This is a genomic window from Flavobacterium glaciei, from assembly GCF_003350545.1.
In the GTDB taxonomy this organism is placed as follows: Bacteria; Bacteroidota; Bacteroidia; order Flavobacteriales; family Flavobacteriaceae; genus Flavobacterium; species Flavobacterium glaciei.
In genome coordinates, this window is record NZ_QQBA01000001.1 from 175,162 (window position 1) to 201,396 (window position 26,235).

25 protein-coding genes are annotated in these 26,235 nt (G+C 34.0%); 11 read left to right on the top strand and 14 right to left on the bottom strand.

Annotated elements, in window-relative coordinates; translation table 11 throughout:
* Positions 1-28: 28 nt before the first annotated feature.
* The 4 genes from DFR66_RS00805 (at position 29) to rluF (ending at position 3,755) form a co-directional block, all read left to right on the top strand.
* On the top strand, positions 29-1,123 hold the full coding sequence (locus DFR66_RS00805) for a Nif3-like dinuclear metal center hexameric protein (protein WP_114752965.1): 1,095 nt from the start codon (positions 29-31) through the stop codon (positions 1,121-1,123).
* Between the two features lie 3 nt (positions 1,124-1,126).
* Positions 1,127-1,906, top strand: a complete 780-nt coding sequence (locus tag DFR66_RS00810) for a zinc ribbon domain-containing protein (RefSeq protein WP_114752966.1) — start codon at positions 1,127-1,129, stop codon at positions 1,904-1,906.
* Positions 1,907-1,944: 38 nt separating this feature from the next.
* Positions 1,945-2,793 (top strand): alpha/beta fold hydrolase, encoded by an 849-nt coding sequence (locus tag DFR66_RS00815; RefSeq protein WP_114752967.1) that lies wholly within the window; start codon positions 1,945-1,947, stop codon positions 2,791-2,793.
* Between the two features lie 149 nt (positions 2,794-2,942).
* Entirely contained in the window at positions 2,943-3,755 is an 813-nt protein-coding gene (gene rluF / locus DFR66_RS00820; protein ID WP_114752968.1) for a 23S rRNA pseudouridine(2604) synthase RluF, read from the top strand.
* 40 nt (positions 3,756-3,795) lie between these two features.
* Here the strand turns inward: rluF and DFR66_RS00825 are convergent, their stop codons facing one another.
* The 8 genes from DFR66_RS00825 to argS form a co-directional block, all read right to left on the bottom strand.
* Positions 3,796-5,181, bottom strand: coding sequence for a DUF4153 domain-containing protein (locus tag DFR66_RS00825; RefSeq protein ID WP_114752969.1), 1,386 nt, complete (start codon positions 5,179-5,181; stop codon positions 3,796-3,798).
* A 54-nt stretch (positions 5,182-5,235) separates the two neighbouring features.
* A complete protein-coding gene (locus DFR66_RS00830; RefSeq protein WP_114752970.1) occupies positions 5,236-5,529 on the bottom strand; it encodes a winged helix-turn-helix domain-containing protein in 294 nt (97 codons plus the stop codon).
* A gap of 2 nt (positions 5,530-5,531) precedes the next feature.
* Complete coding sequence (locus tag DFR66_RS00835; RefSeq protein WP_114752971.1) at positions 5,532-6,146, bottom strand: hypothetical protein; 615 nt, start codon at positions 6,144-6,146, stop codon at positions 5,532-5,534.
* Between the two features lie 92 nt (positions 6,147-6,238).
* Complete coding sequence (locus tag DFR66_RS13820) at positions 6,239-6,385, bottom strand: hypothetical protein (protein ID WP_158634627.1); 147 nt, start codon at positions 6,383-6,385, stop codon at positions 6,239-6,241.
* 87 nt (positions 6,386-6,472) lie between these two features.
* The gene (locus DFR66_RS00840; protein ID WP_114752972.1) at positions 6,473-7,354 is read right to left on the bottom strand and encodes a bifunctional 5,10-methylenetetrahydrofolate dehydrogenase/5,10-methenyltetrahydrofolate cyclohydrolase; all 882 of its coding nucleotides are present in this window, start codon (positions 7,352-7,354) and stop codon (positions 6,473-6,475) included.
* 78 nt (positions 7,355-7,432) lie between these two features.
* On the bottom strand, positions 7,433-8,782 hold the full coding sequence (ffh, locus tag DFR66_RS00845; RefSeq protein ID WP_114752973.1) for a signal recognition particle protein: 1,350 nt from the start codon (positions 8,780-8,782) through the stop codon (positions 7,433-7,435).
* A gap of 140 nt (positions 8,783-8,922) precedes the next feature.
* Entirely contained in the window at positions 8,923-9,639 is a 717-nt protein-coding gene (locus DFR66_RS00850; RefSeq protein ID WP_242008607.1) for a hypothetical protein, read from the bottom strand.
* 53 nt (positions 9,640-9,692) lie between these two features.
* Positions 9,693-11,471, bottom strand: a complete 1,779-nt coding sequence (argS, locus tag DFR66_RS00855; RefSeq protein WP_114752974.1) for an arginine--tRNA ligase — start codon at positions 11,469-11,471, stop codon at positions 9,693-9,695.
* Between the two features lie 150 nt (positions 11,472-11,621).
* Here argS and DFR66_RS00860 point away from each other — a divergent pair, with 150 nt between their 5' ends.
* Positions 11,622-12,281 carry an outer membrane beta-barrel protein gene (locus DFR66_RS00860; RefSeq protein WP_242008608.1) on the top strand — a complete coding sequence of 220 codons (660 nt, stop codon included), beginning with the start codon at positions 11,622-11,624 and terminating at the stop codon, positions 12,279-12,281.
* Between the two features lie 98 nt (positions 12,282-12,379).
* Here DFR66_RS00860 and DFR66_RS00865 read toward each other — a convergent pair whose 3' ends face one another.
* Together DFR66_RS00865 and DFR66_RS00870 are read right to left on the bottom strand one after the other, a co-directional pair.
* On the bottom strand, positions 12,380-13,060 hold the full coding sequence (locus DFR66_RS00865; protein WP_114752976.1) for a copper homeostasis protein CutC: 681 nt from the start codon (positions 13,058-13,060) through the stop codon (positions 12,380-12,382).
* A complete protein-coding gene (locus DFR66_RS00870; RefSeq protein ID WP_114752977.1) occupies positions 13,061-14,056 on the bottom strand; it encodes an isoaspartyl peptidase/L-asparaginase family protein in 996 nt (331 codons plus the stop codon).
* A 288-nt stretch (positions 14,057-14,344) separates the two neighbouring features.
* On the opposite strand from DFR66_RS00870, the gene DFR66_RS00875 reads away from it, so the two are divergent.
* Together DFR66_RS00875 and DFR66_RS00880 are read left to right on the top strand one after the other, a co-directional pair.
* Complete coding sequence (locus DFR66_RS00875; RefSeq protein WP_114752978.1) at positions 14,345-14,734, top strand: hypothetical protein; 390 nt, start codon at positions 14,345-14,347, stop codon at positions 14,732-14,734.
* Positions 14,735-14,820: 86 nt separating this feature from the next.
* Positions 14,821-15,690 (top strand): HAEPLYID family protein, encoded by an 870-nt coding sequence (locus DFR66_RS00880; RefSeq protein WP_114752979.1) that lies wholly within the window; start codon positions 14,821-14,823, stop codon positions 15,688-15,690.
* A 70-nt stretch (positions 15,691-15,760) separates the two neighbouring features.
* Here DFR66_RS00880 and DFR66_RS00885 read toward each other — a convergent pair whose 3' ends face one another.
* A complete protein-coding gene (locus DFR66_RS00885; protein ID WP_114752980.1) occupies positions 15,761-16,768 on the bottom strand; it encodes a 3-oxoacyl-ACP synthase III family protein in 1,008 nt (335 codons plus the stop codon).
* A gap of 289 nt (positions 16,769-17,057) precedes the next feature.
* On the opposite strand from DFR66_RS00885, the gene DFR66_RS00890 reads away from it, so the two are divergent.
* Positions 17,058-19,469 carry a S9 family peptidase gene (locus tag DFR66_RS00890; RefSeq protein WP_114752981.1) on the top strand — a complete coding sequence of 804 codons (2,412 nt, stop codon included), beginning with the start codon at positions 17,058-17,060 and terminating at the stop codon, positions 19,467-19,469.
* A 59-nt stretch (positions 19,470-19,528) separates the two neighbouring features.
* On the opposite strand, the gene DFR66_RS00895 is transcribed toward DFR66_RS00890, so the two are convergent.
* The 3 genes from DFR66_RS00895 to DFR66_RS00905 form a co-directional block, all read right to left on the bottom strand.
* The gene (locus DFR66_RS00895; RefSeq protein WP_114752982.1) at positions 19,529-20,476 is read right to left on the bottom strand and encodes an ABC transporter ATP-binding protein; all 948 of its coding nucleotides are present in this window, start codon (positions 20,474-20,476) and stop codon (positions 19,529-19,531) included.
* A 104-nt stretch (positions 20,477-20,580) separates the two neighbouring features.
* Positions 20,581-21,276, bottom strand: coding sequence for an OmpA family protein (locus DFR66_RS00900; RefSeq protein WP_114752983.1), 696 nt, complete (start codon positions 21,274-21,276; stop codon positions 20,581-20,583).
* 17 nt (positions 21,277-21,293) lie between these two features.
* Positions 21,294-21,770, bottom strand: a complete 477-nt coding sequence (locus DFR66_RS00905) for a lipocalin family protein (protein ID WP_114752984.1) — start codon at positions 21,768-21,770, stop codon at positions 21,294-21,296.
* 180 nt (positions 21,771-21,950) lie between these two features.
* Between DFR66_RS00905 and htpG the strand changes: the two genes are divergently transcribed.
* The 3 genes from htpG to DFR66_RS00925 all read left to right on the top strand — a co-directional run bounded on the left by htpG (position 21,951) and on the right by DFR66_RS00925 (position 26,093).
* Positions 21,951-23,852 carry a molecular chaperone HtpG gene (gene htpG, locus DFR66_RS00910; RefSeq protein ID WP_114752985.1) on the top strand — a complete coding sequence of 634 codons (1,902 nt, stop codon included), beginning with the start codon at positions 21,951-21,953 and terminating at the stop codon, positions 23,850-23,852.
* Between the two features lie 682 nt (positions 23,853-24,534).
* Positions 24,535-25,698, top strand: a complete 1,164-nt coding sequence (locus DFR66_RS00920) for a sensor histidine kinase (RefSeq protein ID WP_158634628.1) — start codon at positions 24,535-24,537, stop codon at positions 25,696-25,698.
* On the top strand, positions 25,695-26,093 hold the full coding sequence (locus tag DFR66_RS00925; RefSeq protein WP_114752988.1) for a response regulator: 399 nt from the start codon (positions 25,695-25,697) through the stop codon (positions 26,091-26,093). The genes DFR66_RS00920 and DFR66_RS00925 overlap by 4 nt, the downstream gene beginning before the upstream one ends.
* Positions 26,094-26,235: the final 142 nt, after the last annotated feature.

Here is a 26,235-nt window from a genome sequence, read left to right on the forward strand (position 1 = left end):
AGAATCTGTGTAAATCTGTAGCAAAATCATGAAAATCAAAGAAATAATTTCCGTACTCGAAGAAATGGCGCCACTCGCCTATGCTGAAGATTTTGATAATGTAGGCCTTTTGGTTGGAAATCAAGAATCCGAAGCAACCGGAATTCTAGTTTGCCATGATGCTTTAGAAAATATAATTGAAGAAGCAATTGCAAAAAACTGTAATATGGTGGTATGTTTTCATCCTATTTTATTTTCTGGTTTGAAAAAAATCACCGGTAAAAATTACGTGGAACGCGCCGTTATTAAAGCTATAAAAAATGATATTGCTATTTATGCCGTTCACACCGCTTTAGACAATCATCAGGAAGGCGTAAATAAAATATTCAGTGATGCATTAGGACTTATAAATACTAAAATCCTAATTCCCAAACAAAATTTCATTCGGAAATTAGTGACTTTTACCATTCCTGAAAATGCAGAAGAAGTGCGAAATGCGTTATTTGATGCTGGCGCGGGAAATATAGGAAACTATGAAAACTGCAGTTTCAATTCTAAAGGAATAGGAACTTACATGGGAAATGAACACAGCAATCCACAAGTAGGCGAACGATTTGAGTTTGTGCAAGGAGAGGAAATCAAAATCGAAGTCACTTTCGAAAAACATTTAGAAAACAAAATCCTAAAAGCATTATTCAAAAGTCACGTGTATGAAGAAGTGGCGTACGAGATTTATGAGTTGCAAAACCAGCATCAAAATATTGGATTGGGAATGATTGGCGAATTGAAAAATCCCATGACTGAAAAAGAGTTTCTGCTTTTTGCAAAAGAAAAAATGCAATGTGGCGGTATTCGACATTCAAACTTTATCGGAAAGGAAATAAAAAAAGTAGCTGTTCTGGGCGGAGCTGGAAGTTTTGCTATAAAAAATGCGATTCAAGCCGGAGCTGATGCGTATTTGACTGCTGATTTAAAATACCATCAGTATTATGAAGCCGAAAATAAACTTTTATTAGCCGATATTGGACATTTTGAAAGCGAACGTAATACAAAAAATTATATTGTTGATTATCTTCGGAAAAAAATCCTTAATTTTGCAGTTATTTTATCAGAAGAAAATTCAAATCCAGTTAAGTACTTATAGAATATGGCGAATACGAAAGAATTAAGTGTTGAAGACAAGTTAAGAGCAATTTACGATTTACAACTTATTGACTCTAGAATTGACGAAATCAGAAACGTAAGAGGAGAACTTCCTCTAGAAGTAGAAGATTTAGAAGATGAAGTGGCTGGTTTAAGCACACGTTCAGAAAAATTGAAAAGTGAACTTGAAGTTATCGAAGATCTTATCAAAGCAAAAAAGAATGCTATTGATGAGCACAAAGAGGCTATCAAGAAATACACAAAACAACAAGAAACGGTTCGTAACAACAGAGAATTTAATTCGTTGACTAAAGAGGTTGAATTTCAAGAATTAGAAATTCAATTGTCTGAAAAACAAATTAAAGAAATGAAAGCTTCTATCGAACACAAGAAAGAAGTAATTTCTAATTCAAAAGAAAGATTAGAGGCAAAATCAAATCACTTAAAGCATAAAAAATCAGAGTTAGACGCTATCATGGCAGAAACTGCTAAAGAAGAAGCTTTCTTAACTGAAAAATCAGCTGAATATCAAGCTTTAATCGAAGAAAGATTGTTAGCAGCTTACACTAGAATAAGATCAAGTGTTCGCAATGGTTTAGCTGTTGTTTCTATCGAAAGAGGAGCATCTGCAGGTTCTTTCTTTACAATTCCACCACAGACACAAGTAGAAATAGCTTCCAGAAAGAAAATCATTACTGATGAACACTCCGGAAGAATATTAGTCGACAGTGTATTAGCTGACGAAGAAAAAGAGAAAATGGAACAGTTGTTTTCTAAATTCTAATTATATTTAAGTCCCGATACACATCGGGACTTTTTTTTATGAAAAAAACAGTATTTTTTATATTCACTAAATCTATTGGTTTATACATTAACCTTTTGAGTTTTATATATCCAAAAAAAGCATCGCAACTGGCGTATAGTTTTTTTAGTGAACCTCGAGAAGGAAAATTATCTAAAGACAAACTTCCGGAAACTCTGCAGGAAGCACAGTCGGAAATGTTTCAACTTAATCAAGATTTTTTTCACACCTATACTTGGAAAGGCAATGATACTGTAATACTTCTGGTTCACGGATGGGAAAGCAACGCTTCTCGATGGGAAAATTTATTGCCATATCTAAAAAAATCAGGAAGTACCATTATTGCTATTGACGGTCCAGCTCACGGGCTATCCAGTGGAAAAGAATTCAATATTCCTCAATACGCAGAATTTATTCATATTGCTGTACAAAAATTCAAACCACAATACCTTATTGGTCATTCCATAGGTGGAAAAACCTGTTTGTATTATCAATCCGTTTATCAAAGTGATGCTGTGAAAAAAATGGTGATTTTGGGAGCTCCAAGTGATTTCAAAATTATCTTAAACAATTACATCGCATTATTAAGCTTGAATAGTAAAATTTCTAAGTCTTTGGAAACGCATTATCTTACTAATTTCAAATTGAGCCTGGAACAGTTTTCTGGTAAAATATTTGCATCAAAATTAAATACAAAAGGGTTTATCGCGCATGATATTGACGACACAGTAGTTTTATTTGAAGAAGGAAAAAAAATTGCAGAAGCTTGGAAAAATGTAACTTTCATTGAAACTAAAGGCTTAGGTCACAGCATGCACGACGATGAACTGTATAAAAAAGTATCTCATTTTTTATTTGAAGAAAAATAGTTCAAATAGATTTTCAGACATCTTATATGATATGAACTTGCATATTAAATCTAAGAAGACTTAGTACAATAAATCGAAACTAACTTTTCTAACAATCCAAAAGGCTAAGAAGTCAAAAATCTAACAAACAAATTCATTACTTTTGCAGTATGGAAGAAAATTTAAAACGCCTCAATAAATTCATAGGAGAAACTGGGTATTGCTCCCGCCGTGAAGCAGATAAAATCATTGAAGAAGGTCGGGTGACTATCAATGGAGTCGTTCCAGAATTAGGCACAAAAGTTTCCCCAAATGACGAAGTGCGTATTGACGGAAAATTAATCCGTGAAAAAAATGAGAAACCTGTTTATCTTGCTTTCTATAAACCTGTAGGAATTGAATGCACCACAAACCTTGATGTTCGCAATAATATTGTAGATTACATCAATTATCCTAAACGTATTTTTCCTATCGGACGATTGGACAAAGCCAGTGAAGGATTGATTTTTATGACTAATGACGGTGACATCGTTAATAAAATATTACGCGCCCGAAACAATCACGAAAAAGAATATACGGTAACCGTAAACAAACCTATAACAGATCGTTTCATAGATAGAATGGGAAATGGAGTTCCTATTTTAGACACCGTTACTCGAAAATGTAAGGTTGAACAAATCAGCAAATTCACATTCAAAATTATTTTGACACAAGGTTTAAACCGTCAAATCCGCAGAATGACGGAATATTTAGGATATGATGTAACAGCTCTAAAACGCATCCGAATCATCAATATTTCACTAGATATTCCTGTCGGGAGATACCGTGATTTGACAGATGCCGAAATCAAAGAATTAAACGAATTAATTGAACCATCGAGCAAAACAGAAGAAGCGAGTTTACCAAAAACGGAAGCACCAAAACGAAGAACCGAATTTATAAAAAGAGATGATCCCAGATTTAAAGGACGAGGAGATTATTAAAAAAAACAAATCCCATTCATTTCTGAATGGGATTTTGCATTTAATTACTGGGTAAAAATTCGTAATACAAAGCTTTTGATAAAAAGGTGTTAGATTGCATTCGACTAATCTCTTTCTCTTTTGAAATTTCAAGGTATTGTCCATCTAATTTATTTTGTAAAAAATAGTCTCTACGCATTTCATCATTAAAATTTAGTCCGGATAAAAATATAGGCTCTACTCCTTTGTTGACTGAAATATTATAATGCGTAATTATATTTCCCCAATTCACAAAACTGCACAAAAGAATCGTTCCATAGAAATACCAAATCATTTGATTGAAAAGAAAAGCATTCGTTTTTTGCTTGGTAATTTTTATAAAAGAAATAAGCAATCCAATAATTGATAAAATCAAGAAAGCATAAACACCCAATCTTTTATAAGTCAATCCGAAAAAAGACACATATTCTGTGTTTTTAATAATTGTACTAAGAATTAAAACTCCGTTTAGGAATATCCAAAACTTAGCTAATTTTTTAAGGTTTTTAGCTTTTTCATCAAAATTAAATCCTCCTTTAAAATAGAATAAAATAACACCAACCGCCATTATGATTGAAAAAATAACGGCAGTTACTCTTTCATGTGTATCAGAACTTAAGTTAGATTTTTTAGCCACTTCAAAAAACTGTTCGTAATTATAAGTTGCAATGAAAACTAAAAGAAGAATATTTAAAAGAAACAACGTAATCTCTCCGCTTCTTCTTTCAAAATCAATATCTAGAAACGAAAATGAATTTTGATTTTGCATTTTTGCATCTGCCTTAAAATCATTGTCCAATACATTATTCTTTTCATAACAAACCTCAGGAATCCAATAATTCCAAAAAGTAAACGAAATAAAAAAACCTAAAGCTGTCAGAACAAATGCTTGCCATGCATCGATATCTAAATAATAACCAGTAAACAAAGACGAAAAATGATCACTTCCAAAAGAATAAACGATTAAAAATAGTCCTAGAAATACTACTGGAATAACAAAATACGCAATCAGTTTTTTAGCAAAACCGTTATTGACTTTTCGTTTAGGAAGATATTGACTGAACATAAATATTCGGCCTAACGAAGCGATTCCATTAATAACCACCAAAGGAAGAGCTTGTAACAATTTAAGTTTTGGTTCTTGAGTTTTGAATTGTAAAAAAATAATCGACAAAACCATAGCAAAAAACGATGGAAAATCTCCATACCAAGCAAACGCAAAGCAAGACAGAACCGATGTAACCACTAAAATCAGATGTGCCCTACTGGTAATTTTATCTTGAAAGAAATAACATATAAAGGCGGTTTGTAGTATCCCGAAAATGGCCCAGTTGAGACCCAAATCTTCGTTATAAAAAAGCAATGTAAAAACCAAACTGCTCACTAAAATAAAATGTAGTTTTTTCATAATTTAAATTTTAAAGTACTTTGCGTTTCAAAGTATAAAGTTAAAAAAAGGGTGTTATTTAGATTTGAATAATTTTTCAAGGCTATTCAAGTGCGCGACAAATTCAGCTCGACCCAAATTAGTAACGCGATACGAGGTTTTCGGTTTTTTACCAACAAACTCTTTTTTCACTTCTATGTATCCAGATTTTTCTAATGCCGAAGAATGACTGGCTAAATTTCCATCAGTGATATTTAATAAAGATTTCATTTCCGTAAAATCAATCCAATCGTTTACCATCAGAACAGACATAATGCCTAATCTGACCCGACTTTCGAAATCTTTATTTAATTTATCAATGATTCCCATTTCTATTTGTATTTTTTGAACACAATTATTCCGTACAGGATGTGCAAAATTCCAAATCCTATTGCCCAAAAAACAAGACCAAAACCAAGATAAAAAAGGGAAATACATCCTAAAATAATCTCACAAGCGCCTAAATATCTAATGTCCGAAAAAGTATATTTCCCAGCATTAATGAGTGCTAAACCATAAAACAATAAAGTTACGGGAGCAATCAGAGCAAACAATTGATGGTATAAGAGTGCCATACAAAACACGCCTCCAACCAATAATGGAATCGCTAAATTCAGCAACATTTTTTTAGTTGTATTAGTCCAAACCGGTAAATCAAACTTTTTACTTTTTCTCAAAGTAAAAAATATAAATGATCCCAATGCTAAAACTAAAATTCCACAAGCAATAATTACTAATTCGATTATTAAATCATAGCTATACAACTTTTGCTTACCATCAAAATATTCAATACCATTATTTTTAAACAATTGATAGGCATAAATTGAACCTGCTAATGCAAATAACCCAGCAAATATTCCTGAAAGACCACTCAACGAAATAAATCTGGAAGAACGCTCCATCATGGAACGAATGTGTGATAAATCTTCTTGAATTTTTTGACTCATAAATAAAGTACTTTGAATTACAAAGTTATTTATTATTTTTAGATTTCAAAATAGAAATAGTATTATTTTTTAATAAAATTTATTTAACCCATTTATAAAGTATCTAAACCATCTTTTTCTTTTGAATAAAACACACCAAAAGCAGATAACAAAACAGTTACAGAAATAACAATCCATATTCCATATCGATTATCTTCTAAATCATTAGGCACATTCATTCCATATACACTGGCAATCAATATTAGTATTAAAAGTATTATCCATTTACTAAAATAAAAAAAGCCTTAAACACACGTTTAAGGCTTTCTATCAAAACTATTTTGTCTTTATTTATTTCTTTTCATTTCCCTTGCCAAAAGCGTGTTTTTCAACAACATTGCTATGGTCATAGGTCCTACTCCACCTGGAACCGGAGTAATAAATGATGATTTTTTACTTACTTGCTCAAAATCAACATCACCAGTGATCACATATCCCTTTTCGTTACTTTCATCAGGAACACGAGTAATACCAACGTCAATAACCACAACTCCCTCTTTTACCATGTTTGCTTTCAGGTAATTGGGAACACCCAAAGCCGTAATAATAATATCAGCTTGAATGGTAATTTCCTCAATGTTTTTAGTGTAACTGTGCGTCAAAGTAACTGTTGAATTCCCAGGAAAACCTTTTCTACCCATCAAAATACTCATTGGTCTTCCCACAATATGACTACGCCCAATAACAACGGTATGTTTCCCTTTAGTTTCTACTCCATATCTTTCTAACAATTCCAGAATTCCGAAAGGTGTCGCAGGAATAAAAGTAGTCATGTCTAAAGCCATTTTTCCAAAATTCTCAGGATGAAATCCATCGACATCTTTACTTGGATCTACAGCCATTAATACTTTTTGCTCATCGATTTGTTCTGGAAGCGGCAACTGAACGATAAATCCATCAATAGCATTATTCTCATTCAATTCCTTAATCTTCTTAAGCAATTCTACTTCAGTAGTTGTACTTGGCATTTTTACTAAAGTAGATTCAAAACCTACTCTTTCACAAGCCTTTACTTTACTCCCTACATAAGTTAAACTTGCACCATCATTTCCAACAATTAGTGCTGCTAAATGAGGAACTTTCTCCCCATTGTCTTTCATTTTTTGTACTTCTACAGCGATTTCACTTTTAATATCTTCCGCTGTTTTTTTTCCGTCTAGTAGTTGCATTGTTATTTAGTTTAATGTATTAAAGCCGAAAGTCTTAAAATCATTACAACTTTAAGACTTTCGACTTTTGACTCATTTTTATTTCATTCCTGGCATTCCGCCTTTCATACCACCCATCATTTTCATTAGGTTTTTCCCTCCTGGACCCTGCATCATTTTCATCATCTTGCTCATTTGGTCGAACTGTTTCATCAATTGATTGACTTGCTCAATTTTAGTTCCCGAACCTTTAGCAATTCTTGCTTTTCTTTTTACATCAATTAAAGCCGGCTTGCTTCTTTCGATTGGTGTCATCGAGTGAATAATAGCTTCGATATGTTTGAAAGCATCGTCTTCAATCTCTACATCTTTCATGGCTTTTGAAGCACCTGGTATCATCCCAACCAAGTCTTTCATATTACCCATTTTCTTTACTTGTTGAATTTGAGAAAGAAAATCATCAAAACCGAATTCATTTTTGGCAATTTTCTTTTGTATTTTTCGTGCTTCTTGTTCGTCAAATTGCTCTTGCGCTCTTTCTACTAAAGACACAACATCTCCCATTCCCAAAATTCTTTCGGCCATACGAATAGGATAGAACACATCAATGGCGTCCATCTTTTCTCCAGTACCTACGAATTTAATTGGTTTATTAACAACCGATTTAATCGAAATTGCTGCTCCACCACGGGTATCTCCATCTAATTTAGTTAAGATAACCCCATCAAAATTTAATCTATCGTTGAAGGCTTTTGCTGTATTTACAGCATCTTGACCTGTCATTGCATCAACTACAAACAACGTTTCATTAGGCTGAATAGCTTTATGAACGCGTTCTATTTCGTTCATCATTTCCTCATCAACAGCTAAACGACCCGCTGTATCGACAATCACTACATTAAATCCATTTGCTTTTGCATGTTTGATTGCGTTTTGAGCAATTTCTACAGGATTTTTATTTTCTGGCTCTGAATACACCTCAACTCCTATTGAATCTCCAACAACATATAATTGCTGTATCGCCGCAGGACGGTAAATATCACACGCTACTAATAATGGCTTTTTATTTTTCTTTGTTAAAAGATAGTTTGCCAGTTTACCAGAGAACGTAGTTTTACCAGATCCTTGTAATCCAGACATTAAAATAATCGATGGATTTCCAGAAAGATTAATTCCGGCAACATCACCACCCATTAATTCTGTTAATTCATCTTTTACTAACTTCACCAATAATTGTCCTGGTTGAAGTGTAGTCAATACATCCTGACCTATTGCTTTTTCCTTTACTTTAGTGGTAAAATCTTTGGCAATCTTAAAGTTAACATCTGCGTCAAGCAAGGCACGACGAACTTCTTTTAGCGTTTCTGCTACATTTACTTCGGTGATTTTTCCGTGACCTTTAAGTATATGAAAGGCTTTATCTAATTTATCGCTTAAATTGTCGAACATTATTTTAATTTCTTTTAATGAGTTGCAAATATAAGCTAAAGTTATAAAGTCTCAAAGTCACCAACTTTTAAAATTTAGATAATATTCAATAAAAAAACCAGCCAAAATTGACTGGTTTTTAAGTAGGTTATTTATGCAAATTAATCTTTATCATCTAAATAGGATTCTTTCTCGAGTAAATCTTTAATTTGCTCACCAAAACTCGAATTTCCATCATCATTTCCTGTCGTAATTTCGATAACTCCGTCTCCGTCTGTATCCAATAATAATCCTTGATTAGCCCATAAATTAATCTTAGCCATAATTAAATCTAGTTGAAATTTTATGTTTAAACCAACGTTATTATCATTGATAGTAAAATCTTTGTTACGGTCTTCAAAATCTAATTCTAGTTCAGCATCCTCATCGCTCCAGATCATTAATGGTTTCCCATTTATGGTTCCTTTGATCAAATAAGTCTTCCCATTCATTTCGCCTACTACAGTTGACTTTTCGAAATTAAATTCAATTTCCTCATATCTAGCATTCGGAACATTTACTGAAGTAATAAATGTACTTAAGGTTAAGTTAGGGTCGAGCAAATCTAATAAAAATGGCCCATGCAGTTTAACGTCATCATATATGGGATCAATAGTATACATCGCATCATCCATGTCGGTCTCAAATTCGATATTTCCAATATTAATCTTAAAATCAGTCAAAACTACTGTAGAGGCAGCTGTACGTGAAGTTAGAGAAGTCTTACCAGTTGTGGACACCGCAGAGGCTTTTAAGGACACATTCCCTTCTGAAGCGGAATCATTTGTACAAGAACTTATTACAAGTGCAAGTAAAGCTAAAATTGAAATTCTTTTCATAATGGTATCTTTTTATTGTTAACGAATTTATTAACGCAAAAGGCATGCCGTTATTACATTCTTTCTGGGACATTAATCCCAAGCAGTTTAAATGAAGCCGATATCGTATCTGCCACTTTTTTAGATAATTGAACTCTAAAAATTTTCTTTTCTAAATCTTCTTCGCCTAATATAGGAACCGCTTGATAGAAAGAATTGTATTCGCGAACTAAATCATAAGTAAAATTTGCTAGCAATGCAGGACTGTGATGTTGAGCCGCATTTTGAATCACTTCTGGAAACAACTCTAATTGTTTTACCAATTCTTTCTCTTTTTCGTGCAGCGTTGTCATTTTTGATTTATTCGAAAAATCAAAATTTGCTTTACGAATAATAGATTGAATTCTGGCGTATGTATATTGAATAAATGGCCCAGTATTCCCTGCAAAATCTACTGATTCTTCTGGATTGAAAAGGATTCGCTTCTTAGGATCTACTTTTAGAATGTAATATTTCAAAGCACCTAAACCTATCGCGTTGTATAATTTTGCTTTTTCTTCAGCAGAATAGGAATCTAATTTACCTAAATCTTCGGCAATTTTCTGTGCGGTATCGGTCATTTCCTGCATCAAATCATCAGCATCAACAACAGTTCCTTCACGGCTTTTCATTTTTCCAGATGGTAAATCCACCATTCCGTATGACAAGTGAAATAGATTTTTAGACCAGTCAAAACCTAATTTTTTTAAGATTAGGAACAATACTTTAAAGTGATAATCCTGCTCATTACCAACGGTATACACCATTCCGCCTACATCTTGATAATCTTTTACACGCTGAATCGCTGTTCCAATATCTTGCGTCATGTAAACCGCAGTACCATCGGAACGCAAAACAATTTTACGGTCTAAACCTTCATCTGTTAAATCAATCCAAACTGAACCGTCAGGATCTTTTTCGAAAACACCACGGTCCAAACCAATTTGAACGACATCTTTCCCTAACAAATAGGTGTTACTTTCATAATAAAACGCATCAAAATCGACACCTAAATTTTTATAAGTTGTAGCAAAACCATCATAAACCCATTGATTCATGGTTTTCCAAAGCGTGATTACTTGTTCATCTCCAGCTTCCCATTTTAGCAACATTTCCTGCGCTTCCACGATTATAGGCGCATGCTTTTTAGCTTCCTCTTCCGTTTTACCTGCGCTCATCAATTGCGCTATTTCTTCTTTGTAGGCTTTATCAAATGCAACGTAATAATTTCCAACTAATTTATCACCTTTTAAACCTGTTGATTCTGGGGTTTGTCCGTTACCGAATTTTTGCCAAGCCAACATCGATTTACAAATATGAATTCCTCTATCATTAATGATTTGAGTTTTATATACTTTCTTACCCGAAGCCTTTATGATTTCAGCAACTGAATATCCTAAAAGGTTGTTACGTACATGACCTAAATGCAAAGGTTTATTGGTATTTGGCGAAGAATATTCTACCATTACCGCTTTATCTTCGGGTGAAGGAGTTACAAAACCAAATTTAACATCGTCTTTAATTTGTCCGAAGAAATCCAAATAATAGTCATCTGAAATAACAATATTCAAAAATCCGGAAACTACATTAAACCGACTTACCTCAGCCAAATTTTCAACTAAATAGTTCCCTATTTTATTTCCCAATTCTACAGGATTACTTTTAACAACTTTCAACAAAGGAAAAATAACCATTGTAATATCTCCTTCAAATTCCTTCCGTGTAGTTTGAAATTCAACTTTATCAATTGTAACGTCGAATAAAACTTTTACAGCTTTTTCAATTGAGGGCGTAAGAATTTGTGGTAATGTCATTTTATGTATTGGTTTTAAGGGTGCAAAGATAGTCATATTGCAGTAAATTGGAAATTGGAAAACAAGATAATTTCCACCTAAAAATGAAGCTTTTAATAGAGTTTGAGTTAGATATCCATATTTTTTTCAAAAATCGATGTAACAAATTACTTGTTCGGATCATTCAGCACCGGTCTTTTTGTAAGAAGTATTTACAATGAAATCAACAGAATTCTCTATCCAGATCCACAAAATCAGGACCAACAAATTATGAGTTTTGACAATTTCGACAACAATACAGCTTATGGTTTTGAAGCGTCATTAAATTACAAAATCAATAGTTGGTGGGACATACAACCAGCGATAGATTTCTCAAGTATTAACCAAAAAGGATTAGTCTCAGTACTTAATTCGAGTACCAATACATTTGATTTGGTTTCCAAAGAAGTAACAGCATCAGCTTTCAACGCACGATTCAAAAGTAATTTCAAAGCCTCTAAAAGTCTTCGTTTCCTTTTATTTGGATTTTACCGTTCTGGGGTTGAAGGAGTACAATTTAATGGTAAAGAAATGTATAAAATTGATGCTGGTGGACGGTATTCATTTCTAAAAGACAAAGCCACTTTAAGTGTTCGTTTCAATGATATTTTCAACACCATGAAAGCCGGTTTTGATGGACAAAATCCATATCCTCAAGTGGGACAATTTACTTGGGAAAGCCAATCCCTTTTTCTGGGTTTCAATTACATCTTTGGTGCAGGAAAAAACAAAAACTTGCAACGCAAACAAAGAGATAACAACACCAAACAAGATGGTGGAGGGTTGTTTTAAACAAAAATCAAATACCCCATTAAAAATTAGTTTTAATAGTTAGTTACCAAAAGAAAGACTCGGAGTATGCCAACTCCGAGTTTTTTGATAAAAAAATATTAAGTAAATATTAAATGGGTTTTCAGCGCTATAATTTCCTCTGGATTTGCTAGTTCGCCTGTATCATTAATTGCGGAAGAATGATAACAAATAGCTCTTGTTTTTTCTTTTAATAATTTAATATTTGTTGAACGCAAACCACCACCCGGCATAATTACAATCCTATCATTTGCCTTTTCTACTAATGTTGCTAAAACATCGATACCGTCAACTGCATTAGATTCTTTTCCAGATGTCAAAATAGTTTTAAAACCGCATTCGATAAGCGATTCAAGTGCTTGAAATTTATTTTTCACACTATCAAAAGCACGATGAAAAGTACATGGAAGCGGATTTGCCAAAGCTACTAATTCCGTATTTTGTTGTACATTAATACAACCATCTTCATTTAAAATTCCAAAAACAAAACCATTTACCTGAAGTTTTTTGAACGACAAGATTTCTGATTTCATTTGATCAAATTCTGCATCAGAATACACGAAATCCCCACCTCGAGGCCGAATCATAATATTCAAATCAATCGTAACTTTGTTGCGAACAGTTTGGGTGAGTTCAAAATCTGGTGTTGTTCCGCCCTCTTTCATATTGGCACAAAATTCTACTCTATCAGCACCATTATCTTGAGCTATAATAGCCGATTCAAGATTAAAACAGGCGATTTCCAGTTGGGCTTTTCTCATTTACTTTAAAAAATAATCAGCATCAACTAATCGGTTTCCTGTTGCATCATGCACTGCATAATTAAAACCGCCCTGAACACAATAGGAACCATATTCTCCTTTTTTATTTAAAGCGATAAAACCAACTTGGATATCTTTTAAATTTTTATTTCTATTCTTTGTTAATTTTACTATCCTAGCGACCGCTTCCTCACATGCTTTTTGAGGAGACTTTCCTTGACGCATCAATTCGACAACTAAATGACAACCGGAAATACGAATCACTTCTTCCCCGTGACCCGTGGCTGTAGCGGCACCAATTTCATTATCAACATATAACCCAGCACCAATAATAGGTGAATCACCCAAACGTCCGTGCATTTTGAAAGCCATTCCACTTGTTGTACACGCACCAGAAAGATTTCCATTTGCATCTAGCGCAATCATCCCGATAGTATCGTGGTTTTCGATATTAGCAATAGGTTTGTACTGGCTCGTTTTCAACCATTCCCTCCATTCCCGTTCTGAATCTGCTACTAGTAAATTTTCTTTTACAAAACCTTGCGACAACGCAAACTGCAAAGCACCATTACCTACCAACATGACATGTGGTGTTTTTTCCATCACTGCGCGAGCCACAGCTATAGGATGTTTTATAAATTCCAAGCATCCTACTGAACCAATATTGGAGTTTTCATCCATAATACATGCATCTAGCGTAACGCGACCATCTCTATCCGGCCTTCCGCCATAACCCACGCTTCTTTCTGTTGGGTCGCCTTCAGGAATTTTCACTCCAGCTTCAACAGCATCTAGGGCTCGACCGTTATTTTTTAAAATTTCCCAAGCGGCTGCATTGGCTTGGATTCCAAAATTCCATGTAGAAAGCACAATGGGTTTCGTTCCTTTTTTGGATGGAAAATCATTTACTTCCTCAGGTTTCCCTTTGAATGAATTTAGCGCCATAGCGGCTGAAGCAAAAGCGGCTGTTTTCAAAAAATTTCTACGGTTTGTCATAGAGATACATTTTTTTTTGATATTAAAGTAAAGATATACTATTGAGAATAAAAAAATTATTAAAAAAAAGGCTTTATCCTTTTGTAATATAAAAATATGCCGAAATAATTATAACAATATATAAACCAACGCACTATAAAATTTTTAAAAAAAAAATTAGCTACATTCTTGATTATTAATCCAATACCGCTAATCATAAAGAAACTAAAATGCTGAAGATATTCAATCACAACCCTAAAAAAACGTTAACAAAATATCTGCTTAAAGTAAAATTTATACTTTTGTGCCATGTTACAATCCATTAGAAATAATAAAGGCCTTCGGTTATTTTGCGCTTTTATTGCGCTATACCTGCTCAATTGTAGTGTTGATTGCAGCGACATTACACCACCATATATTGCAGAAGATTTGACTATCAATGACCAAGAAAGCATTATTGAAATAGTAGTTGAAAAAGTTTTGGGTTATGAGAATGCTATTCCCGAAAATGAAGATTCTGATGAAGAAAACACGGGTCATTTCAAAAAAACCATTTCAATTGCTTTTTACGTTATCCCTCATTTAGTTTTTAATTTCAACATGATTGCTTGTATTTCTAAATCAAAAAGAGTTTTATTTTGCTTTGAAAACTCAGGGATAGCTTTTTTCGAAATTCATTCTCCACCGCCCGAAGTTTAATTTGTTCTTCATAGTTTCATACCATTTTTGTTTTCCAACAAAGGAAAATGATCTAGTTTTTATGTGTCACAAATTATTTACATTAAATGAAAAATACGTTTTTAAAAACCCTATTCCTGGGGATATTCGCGCTTTTACTGAATTGCAATAGTACCTCAGCACAAATAAAAAAAGAGCGGGGAAACATTATAATTGACAGCCTATACATTCAAGAAGTACAAGACAAAAAAGAGCCCCTAAAAATTTTACATGCAGAACCTTTATACATTGACCTAATTCGCGATTTAGGTGCTAGAAAAGGTGAAAAAGAATGGAATTTTGGTGTAGGAATTGCAGACAATAATACTCATGACGAATATTTAGCTTTAGTAGAATATGAATGGGCTCCCATAAATCGATTAGGATTCGAAGTAGAGTTACCTTTCACTATATATCCAAGTGGACAAAATACAAACACACCACAAAGTAAACTAAACGGATTAAAATTAGCCACTCAATATTCCTTTTTTGTTTCTGAAAAGTATAAGACATCTATGGCGATAGGGTATATTCATGAATTTGAATTAACTCCCTTTTCTAATTATCGCAATGGGAAATTATTCACTGGAAATATCTATAGTCCGTTTTTTGTAGCAGCAAAACGCTGGGGAAGTAACTTTCATACGTTATTGTATACGGGACCTGTGTTTCAACAGCACTTACACCTTAACACTATGGACACCTTTTGGCAAATTAACAGTAATTTTCATTACATGATACCCGGCACTCGCAACTTTATAGGAGTTGAATTTAACAAGGAGGTCAAGACAAACGATTTTGACATGACCATAAGACCTCAAATGCGTGTCGAAATCACGAAACAGCTATTGATAGGGATTGTGACGGGAATTCCAATTTCTAGAGAAAACGAACGATTTAGTTCTTTTTTACGTTTGATTTACGAACCTAAACATTAAAACAAAACCCCAATTTTGAAATATCAAAATTGGGGTTTTAATTATTTATTACTTCTTATCGGGAACTATATTACCATTTTATAATAGCGCTTCCCCAAGTAAAACCACTTCCAAATGCTGCCAAAACAACAGTATCACCTGATTTAATTTTGCCTTGTTCCCAAGCTTCAGTCAAAGCAATTGGAATTGAAGCTGCGGTTGTATTTCCGTATTTCTGAATGTTATTATACACTTGGTCATCATTCAAATTGAATTTCTTTTGGATAAACTGGCTAATTCTCAAGTTGGCTTGATGTGGAATCAACATGTCAATATCAGAAACCTGCAAATTATTAGCTTGCAATCCTTCATTAATTACTTCACTAAAACGAACTACAGCATTTTTGAATACAAACTGTCCGTTCATATACGGGAAATAACTTTCGTCGTCTGGATCATTATCTGCTAAAATATCAGTTATCCATCGCCCTCCCATTCCCGGAGCTTTTACAATTAGTTCCTCAGCATGTTGCCCTTCAGAATGTAAATGCGTGGATAAAATTCCTTTATTTAAATCTTCTTCTCTGCTCAAAACAGCAGCTCCTGCCCCATCTCCAAAAATTACCGAAACACCGCGTCCACGTGTCGTCATATCTAATCCTGTAGAATGTACTTCGGAACCAATTACCAAAATATTTTTATACATTCCTGTCTTGATATATTGATCTGCAACAGATAAAGCGTAAATAAATCCAGAACACTGATTTCTTACATCTAATGCACCAACAGTTCTTAAACCCAAATCACGTTGCACTAAAACTCCTGGTCCAGGAAAATAAAAATCAGGACTTAATGTAGCAAAAACTACAAAATCGATATCCTCCTTAGCTACGCCAGAACGCTCAATCGCAATTTTAGCCGCTTTTACACCCATAGAAGTTGTTGTATCCTCCCCTTTTATAATGTGTCTACGCTCTTGAATTCCTGTTCTTTCCTGAATCCACTCGTCATTAGTGTCTATAATTTTAGATAAATCGTCATTAGTCACAACGTTTTCGGGAACATAATAACCTAATCCTGCTATTTTTGAATGATACATACAATTGTTATTTTTATTAAAATAAGTGTCAAATTTAAAACATACTTGAAAATATTAGCTCACAAATTACTACTTTTTTAGTAATCTACAAGTTTTATGGCTTTTGACGTCTTATTTAGCGTAATCAGCTACAAAAGTAAAGCAAAATACCAATGAAAAAAATTCCAAGAATGTGAACTGAAGTCAAAGCAAAAATTAAAAAGAAATTTTTATTTCCAAATGTAATAACATTAAATTATTTTAGACAAATTATTGATAATACCTACGCTAATTTAAAATCATTCAAATTATGAAGTTAAAAATCCCATTTTTTTTATTTCTTGGACTAAGCCTAACCACTTTTGCACAAGAAAACTTAACCTATCAAAAACCAGCTCAATCTATTTTAGATTTAGCGGATTATGAAAGAGCGCCTTCGGTATCAATGGATACTAAAAAAGAATACATGCTGTTGACTTATAGAAATACATATAAATCACTAGACGATTTAAACCAAGACGAATTGCGTTTGGGCGGATTGCGAATAAATCCAATAACAAACATTTCCAGTACAGTAACGTATGTAAACAACCTGAAATTACGTAAAATAAAAGACAAAAACGAAGTTCAGGTTACAGGTTTGCCGGCGAATCCTCGTATCAGTACTATCTCTTGGTCACCAAATGATAAAAAAATATCATTTTCCCACACCTCAGCAACAGGTGTTGAACTTTGGGTTATCGATGTTGCTTCGGCGAAAGCCACCAGATTAACAGAAGCGACTGTGAATGCTAATATTGGAAGTCCGTTCAGCTGGATGAATGATAACGAAACTATCTTGGTAAAAATGTTACCAAAAAACAGAGCAGCACTTTTAGATGCTAAAAAAGACTTGCCAACTGGTCCTATAATTTCGAATGCCGATGGTGCAAAATCCCAAAACAGAACGTATCCAGATATGTTGAAAAACAAGAATGATGAAATCAATTTTGAGAACATCATGACTTCTGAATTGTACAAAGTAAACTTGAACGGCACAGCAACTTTGTTCAAGAAAGCGGATATGTATGCCGGAGAAAGCTTCTCCCCTGATGGAAATTATTTGATGCTGACTACGATTCAAAAACCCTTTTCATACATCGTTCCGTTGAGTCGTTTTCCATCAAAATCTGTGGTTTATGATAAATCCGGAAACGAAGTAAAAGTAGTCAATGAAGTACCGCTGACTGAAATTATCCCTAAAGGATTTATGGCCGTTCGAAAAGGAAAAAGAAACATGAGCTGGAGAGCAGACAAACCGGCAACTTTAGCGTATGCTGAAGCTTTAGACGGTGGTGATCCTGCAAATAAAGTGGAATTCAGAGATGAAGTTTTTCTTTGGAACGCACCATTTAATGCAGCACCTACTTCATTAGTAAAAACACCGCAACGTTATGACCGAATTATTTGGGGAAATGACAATACTGCAATAATTTCAGATGAATGGTATGATACTCGTAACACTAAAACGTACATCATCAATCCATCGAATCCAAGTCAGGCTCCAAAAGTAATTTTTGATAGAAATTCTCAAGATGTATATGCGGACCCAGGAAATTTTGAAACCAGAAAAAACCAATACAATAGGTATGTTTTAGCTATCGAAAATGACAATGCGTATCTTATAGGAAACGGATTTACAAAAGACGGTCAATTCCCTTTCATCAGTGAATTTAATTTGAAAACAGCACAAGCAAAACGTTTGTACACCTCAGCATACACTGACAAAAAGGAAGATATTTTGGAGATTGAAGATTTCAAAACAGGAACTGTTTTAGTCCAAATCCAGTCTAAAAATGAATATCCTAATTATTACCTTAGAAATATCAAACAAAAAAACAAACTGACACCTATTACAGCATTCCAAAATCCTTTTGAGAGTATCAAAAATGTGAGTAAGGAAGTAATTAAATACAAGCGTAAAGATGGTGTCGAACTATCCGGAACGTTGTATTTACCTGTTGGTTATGACAAGGCTAAGAAAGAGAAAATGCCATTGTTGATTTGGGCCTATCCAGCAGAATACAAAGACAAAAATTCAGCAGGACAAAGCACACAAAACCCAAATGAGTTCACGTTTCCTAGTTATGGTTCTTTTGTATATTGGGTAACAAAAGGATATGTAGTTCTTGATGATGCGGCTTTCCCTATCATTGGTGAAGGGACAACGGAGCCTAATGATAATTTCATCACACAACTTGTTGACAATGCAGAAGCAGCGATTAATGCCGTAGATGCTCTGGGATACATCAACAGAAAAAAAGTAGCCGTTGGTGGTCACTCGTATGGTGCCTTTATGACCGCAAATTTATTGACACATTCTAATCTTTTTGCTTGCGGAATTGCTAGAAGTGGCGCATACAACAGAACGTTGACTCCATTTGGTTTTCAGATGGAACAACGTAACTATTGGGAAACTCCTGAAGTATACAATACGATGTCGCCGTTCATGAATGCGGACAAAATGAAAACGCCAATGCTTTTAGTACACGGTGAAGCCGATAACAATCCAGGAACATTTACTTTACAAACCGAACGTTATTTTCAGGCTTTGAAAGGTTTAGGCGCTCCGGCGAGAATGGTGATTTTACCTAAAGAAAGTCATGGTTATGCTGCCAAAGAGAACATTTTACATTTACTTTGGGAACAAGATCAGTTCTTAGAAAAATATTTGAAGAATTAATTCCAACTTGACCTTAAAGTAAAACCCCGAAATCGATATGATTTTGGGGTTTTCTATTTTTACGATAACATCAAGAACACTTCCTGATTGAGTTCTAATTCTGAATCATGTTCAAAGAAAATTGCTCTTCGTTCAAAGGCTGCTTTAACTAAATAATGACTCCCTTTAAAATAACATTGCTTGACAACTGCTTTCATCAAGGCGTTGTCTACCACTTTTAATTGGTGTGGGTACAATAAAAGATTCGCATCTTCATCGTCCTCCAAATCTATTAATTGCGATAATTTCAATTCGTTTACTTCCCCAAAAAGAGACGCAATGTATTTATTAGCCGGATTTTCATACAAGGATTTAGAATCTCCTTTTGCCACTACTTTTCCGTTTTGAATGACAATTGTTTCATCTGAGAAAGACAACGCATCAGTACTGTCATGTGTGGCGATAATACAGGTTACTTCTTTGTCTTTTAAATATCTGAATAAATTGCGGCGCAGCGAATTCTTTCGGAAAGAATCAATTTGGCTGAATGGTTCGTCGAGCAAAATAATTTCTGGTTCCAAAGCTAAAACCCTGGCCAGCGCCACTCTTTGTTGCTGTCCACCACTTAGGAATTTCGCTTTTACTTTTGCGAAAGCGCTCATTTCGACCATATCTAATAATTCCTGAACACGAACTTTCTTTTGCTCCGGATACATATTCGATAAGAACTTGCCTACATTTTCTTCAACGGTGATATACGGCATCAAATCAAAATCCTGAGCTAAATATTTGATGTAATCTTCTCCAGGAACCAGATTGTATTTGGGACCTAATATAGATTTATTATTATAGGTTATGGCTCCGTTATTTAGATCATATAATCCATATATTAGTTTTAGCAACGTACTCTTTCCGCAACCGCTTTCGCCAATAATAGCGGTATTTTGACCTTTGGCAATTGTAAAACTTACATTCTCAATTACGGGAGTTTCAGTGTAAGTAAAGCAAATATCTTTTATCTCTAGCATCATCTTTATTTAAAACTGCAAATTTACAATGTTTAATTCAAATTTTGGTACAAAAAAAAGGCTGCTTCTTGACGAAACAGCCTTTGTTTTTATAGTATTTTTGCTTAGTTTTTAACTTCAGCTTCTGCGTCCTTAATCATTTTTTCATTTGCAGTAATAGCAAATTCAACACGACGGTTTTGGCTTCTACCTTCAACTGTTTCATTAGAAGCAATTGGGTCTGCAATTCCTAAACCAGTAACTTGAAATCTAGTAGAAGAAACTCCTCTGCTATTCAAATAATTTCTAACAGATGCAGCTCTTTCTCCTGAAAGTTTTAAGTTATAATCTGCTGGACCAGTACTGTCTGTATATCCGTAAATAGTAATATTCGTATCTGGATATTCCGCAAAAACTGGAACTAATTTATCTAAATTTGCTTTAGCAGCAGCTGTTAAAGATGATTTGTTTGTATCAAAACGTACTGCATTTTCATTTAGAACTAATTTAATACCTTCTCCAACACGAACTACTTCAGCTCCTGGAAGAACAGCATCAATTTCTCTTGCTTGTTTGTCCATTTTGTTACCAATAACTCCACCGGCAACTCCACCAACTACTCCACCTAATACTGCACCCATGGCACCATTACCACCTTTACCTAGATTGTTCCCTAGAACACCACCTAGTACAGCACCTGCAACTGCACCTATACCGGCACCTTTTTGAGTATTATTTGTGTTTTTTATAGCCTCACAACTAGTAAACATTGAACCCATAACCATTATTGCTGCTATTGCAACTATTGAAATCTTTTTCATATCTGTATTTTTATTTATTAATTAACTTTTTGAAACTGGTACACCACATCGATTGTTTTTCCTTCTACAATCCCTTTATCAACTAATTGAAAAGAAGTTTCAGTTTGATTGGCTACATTTAACACATATCCATCTCTTATTTTTCTCGCTTTTTCTCCAGCATTAAGCACCTTTAAAACAAACTGACCTTCTTTGTTTACAAACCAAGTAATTGGTGAACTAAATGAAGTACAGTCCGCGCTAGTTAACGCCATATTCCCTTTATTGTTATTTGAAACTAATTTCCATGTGCTTCCTACAAAACATTGTGAATCTGCAAGGTCAAAAGAATTTACTTTAATGTATTGCGACCCTGGATAAGTTACCGAACTAATAGTCCAATCACCTTTCATTGCTACTTGAACTTTATTGTTTGTATTTGTACCTGTTACTGATTTTGACTTACATGCAAAAACTAATACAGCTAACGTGCATAGTAAAATTATTTTTCTCATTTTCTAAAATTTTAATGAATTAATACTTACACAAATATACAAATCAAATAAACACGTTTGTTTCAGAATTAAATTATTTTGTATCATAATTAACACTTGCGACAATTTGTCACTTCTATTATAATTGGTATTACATTTGAAAGAAATAGTACCATCAAAATAAACTAAAAAATTCATAATATGACAACAGGTAAAATTAATGTTTCGGTAGAAAACATCTTTCCCTTAATCAAGAAATTCTTATACAGCGATCACGAAATTTTCTTGCGTGAATTGATTTCGAATGGAACAGATGCAACACTTAAATTAAAGCATTTAACCAGCATTGGCGAAGCCAAAGTAGAATACGGAAACCCAATTATCGAGGTAAAAATTGATAAAGAAGGCAAAAAACTACACATCATCGATCAAGGTCTGGGAATGACAGCTGATGAAGTGGAAAAATACATCAATCAAGTAGCGTTTTCTGGAGCTGAAGAATTTTTAGACAAATATAAAGATTCTGCTAAAGATTCTGGAATTATTGGACACTTTGGTCTTGGTTTCTATTCTGCTTTTATGGTTGCCGAAAAAGTGGAAATCATCACTAAATCGTTCAAAGACGAACCAGCTGCACACTGGACTTGTGACGGAAGCCCAGAATTTACATTAGAACCAGCTGACAAAACTTCTCGTGGTACAGAAATCATTTTGCATATCGCCGAAGATTCTTTGGAATTCTTGGAAGAATACAAAATAAAAGAACTGTTGAATAAGTACAATAAGTTCATGCCTATTCCGATTAAATTTGGAACTAAAACTGAGAAAATAGAGCAAAAAAATGGCGAAGAAGTTGCTGAAGAAGATAAAGACAAAACTTTTACGGAAGTTGAAGTAGACAACATCATCAACAACCCAAATCCGGCTTGGACCAAACAACCAACAGAATTATCTGCGGAAGATTACAAGAATTTCTACCATGAATTGTACCCAATGCAGTTTGAAGAACCGTTATTCCACATTCATTTAAATGTAGATTATCCGTTCAACTTAACCGGTATTTTGTACTTCCCAAAATTAGGTTCCGACTTACAAATTCAGAAAGACAAAATCCAATTGTACCAAAATCAAGTGTACGTAACAGATAATGTAGAAGGAATTGTTCCTGAGTTTTTAATGATGCTGAAAGGTGTTGTAGATTCACCAGATATTCCATTGAACGTTTCTCGTTCTGGATTGCAAGCCGATGCTGCAGTGAAGAAAATCTCGAATTACATCACGCGTAAAGTTGCGGATAAATTAAAATCGTTATTCACTGAAAACCGTGAAGATTTTGAACAAAAATGGAACGACATCAAAATCGTTTTAGAGTACGGAATGCTTTCTGAAGATAAATTCTACGAAAAAGCAGGTGCGTTTGTTTTGTACCCAACAGTTGATGGCAAATTTTACACATTAGAAGAGATAAAAGAAAATCTTGCTGCTAATCAAACGGACAAAGACGGGAAATTAGTGGTTTTATACGCTGGAAACAAAGAAGCACAACACTCGTATATCGAAATTGCAAAAGACAAAGGTTATGAAGTTTTATTGCTGGATTCTCCAATTATCTCGCATTTAATTCAAAAAATTGAAGGCGATAACAGCAACATGACTTTCGTACGTGTCGATTCAGACCATATTGATAATTTAATCAAGAAAGAGGAAACGACTATTTCTAAATTATCTGAGGAAGAGCAAACTAACTTAAAAACCGTTTTAGAAGCTATTGTTCCTAAACAAACGTATTCCGTTCAACTGGAAGCTTTAGACAGTAATGCTTCGCCATTTATCATCACGCAGCCGGAATTTATGCGTAGAATGAAAGAAATGAGTCAGTCAGGCGGTGGTGGAATGTTCGGAATGGGAAATATGCCGGAAATGTACAATTTAGTGGTAAACACTAACTCTGAATTGGCAACAAGCATCTTGAACAACAAAGACAAAGACGCTCAGGAGAGTTTGGTAAAACAAGCACTTGACTTAGCGAAGTTATCCCAAAACCTATTAAAAGGAGAAGCATTAACGGCTTTCGTAAAAAGAAGTTTTGAAATGATTAAATAAGATCATTAGACTTTTAGATCGTTAGACTATTAGAGTAAACCTGCAAGCGACCCCGAAGTATCGGGACTTGCAGGTTTTTTTTGGAGCAGATCAGCCATTTTTCAGTAGGCATGCACTCCCGCTATGCGCTACAATCTTTGCTTTTGGCTACCGCCACAGCAAAGGATTTTCACTTCTATCGGGGCTATTTGAAACAGATAATTTTTACAAAGTCGTTTTTTAAGAACACAATTTGTAAGATTATTTTAATATATTTGAGAAATGAATGTGATGAAATGGAACTTCAATATTCAGAGTGCGAAGTTAGAGACATTCGCACGGCAAATAGTTTTAATAACATTATGTTCTAAAAAGGAAGACTTCGTGGAGTGGGGTTATGATTGGCAAGATTGTTGTTTTGGGCACAATTCGGTCTTTCTTGCATTTTTGTATATTTTAGTGATTAATCGAGAGGTCAGTCTTTTTTAAACAGCAACTGACACAAATTGACTAAACGTTAGGCCTGCGATTATTAATTCCTATTCCATTGAAAATAATATTCTTAGCGCTAGACCATCTTTTTAAAAAATTCAGTATTTTTGTTTTAGTCGGTTTACAAACAGCAACTTAAGGTGAGCTGTATACGGTTTAGGCAATGCTTAAAAACGACAGTAATAGCGGACACTTTAATAAACAAAAAAAAATGAAAACAAACCAAATGATTTTATGGGACCAAATAGTTGAATTTTTCTCAAAGTTATTTGGTACGGAAAGCTGGCCTCCTAGATGGTATTGCGGACGTTGGACAGATTTTCATGGATGGCTTTACATCGTTTCAGATTTGATGGTGTGGGCAGCATACATGATCATCCCATTTTTTCTGATCGTTCTTATCACTAAAAGAAAAGGAATTCCTTTTCCACTTGTGTTTTACTTGTTCGGAGCATTCATCCTATTATGCGGACTTACACATTTACTAGACGCTAGCATGTTTTGGTGGCCAGCATACCGGTTTGCTGGTTTGATTAAATTGCTTACTGGCATTGTATCTTGGTTTACAGTCTATGCGCTGTTTAAATTATGGCCTCAAATTGTGGGATTAAAAACTGGTAAAGAGTTTAATGCGGAGTTCGAACAGCGAAAAATAGCAGAACAAAAATTAAATGATTATACCAGAATATTAGAATTTAAAAACACACAGCTTGTTGATTTCTGCAACATTGTTTCTCATAATTTAAGAGCGCCCATGGTCAATATTGGTATGCTGGTTGATTATCTTGAACAAAGCAATGATAAAGCAGAACGAAAAGAATTGCTAACCAAAATAAAACCTGTTGTAAACCATTTGAATGAAGTATTTAATGAACTGGTAGAATCTGTTCAAGTGCGACAAGACTTTGAAATAAAATCAGATAAGATAATTCTAACAGATTGCCTGAACGAAAATCTTCAAGGGTTTCAAAGCCAAATTAAATTATATGAGGCAGAAATAGAAATAAATTTTAATGATGCTCCCATAATTTATTTCCCGAAAAAATATATTGATAGCATTTTTACAAATTTAATAAGCAACTCGCTCAAATATAAATCGCCCGACAGGAAGCCAGTGATTAAAATTAAAACCGAAAAAACAAGCAGTGGCATCGTTCTATCGATTTCCGATAATGGTTTAGGTATTGACATGAATTATGCTAAAGACAAACTTTTTAAAATTAGAAAAACATTTCATAAACACCCTGATGCCAAAGGATTCGGATTGTTCATGACCAAAACACAGATGGAGGCAATGGGTGGAAAAATTTGGGCAGAAAGCGCTCCGGATAAAGGCTGCACATTTTTTGTTGAATTTATAAATCAAAATATATGAAAACAGTAAATAACCTTACACTTGTTGATGACGATGAAATTTTTGTTTTCTTAACCAAAAAAACCATTGAAGCTACAAGTCTAGTTAATCTCATACAAGTGTTTGGCAATGGTTTGGACGCTTTAAATTTTTTAAAAAAAAATATAGATAATCCTGATACTCTGCCTGAAATTATTTTTCTCGACCTTTCAATGCCAATAATGGATGGATGGAAGTTTCTAGAAGAATACATATTAATTTCTCCGAAATTAGGAAAAAAAATTACCATTTATATCTGTAGCTCATCCATTTCGCCAGATGATATTAAAAAAGCGAAAGCAATCAGTGTAGTATCTGACTTCATCATTAAACCAATTACTAAAGAAAAACTTATAGAGACTATTAAAAATTTGTAAGCCAAGCTCGTGAACATTCTTAAGAGTAAACATCAATTCTAATACAGATACGCAGGAATTAATCACATCATTCTAAAACAAATAAATTATGTCAAGAATTGTAATGGCAATAGGTTAAGTAATCGCTTTTATAGGTTGGATT